Origin of the sequence: Mesorhizobium sp. M5C.F.Ca.ET.164.01.1.1 (genome assembly GCF_004792125.1) — a bacterium.
GTDB classification, from domain to species: domain Bacteria; phylum Pseudomonadota; class Alphaproteobacteria; order Rhizobiales; family Rhizobiaceae; genus Mesorhizobium; species Mesorhizobium wenxiniae.
This window is the reverse complement of record NZ_SRTG01000501.1, coordinates 1-298: the sequence shown is the minus strand read 5'-3', so window position 1 is coordinate 298 and position 298 is coordinate 1. Positions and strand designations below refer to the sequence as shown.

General features: G+C 65.4%; 1 protein-coding gene. It reads left to right on the top strand.

Translation table 11 applies throughout. The features are described from left to right. On the top strand, positions 1-195 hold a 195-nt coding region (locus tag EN807_RS34470; protein WP_246684539.1), incomplete at its 5' end, for a DUF6101 family protein. Between the last annotated feature and the right edge of the window lie 103 nt (positions 196-298).

Genomic DNA, 298 nt, shown 5'->3' with positions numbered 1-298 from the left:
CTGATCGAGGCCGACGGCGTTGCCCGCACGCTGGAGGAATCGCTCGGCGCCGCCATCAAGGCGCTGCCGCCGCAGGAGCGCCGCAAGGGCCGTGTCTCGACCATGCGCCGTCCGCGCTTCCTTGCCCGCCGCCGGGCCGGCGATCTTGGCCTCAGACTCGTCGTCGACGGCGAGGAGATCATTTCGCACGAGTAGTCTGCTCATCCCGCTGGCGATTGGCGAAACCGCAGATGACAGCCTTCTTCTCCCCGTCACCCTTCAGAATTGCGCTTCTATCTACGCGAACCGGAGTCGAAAA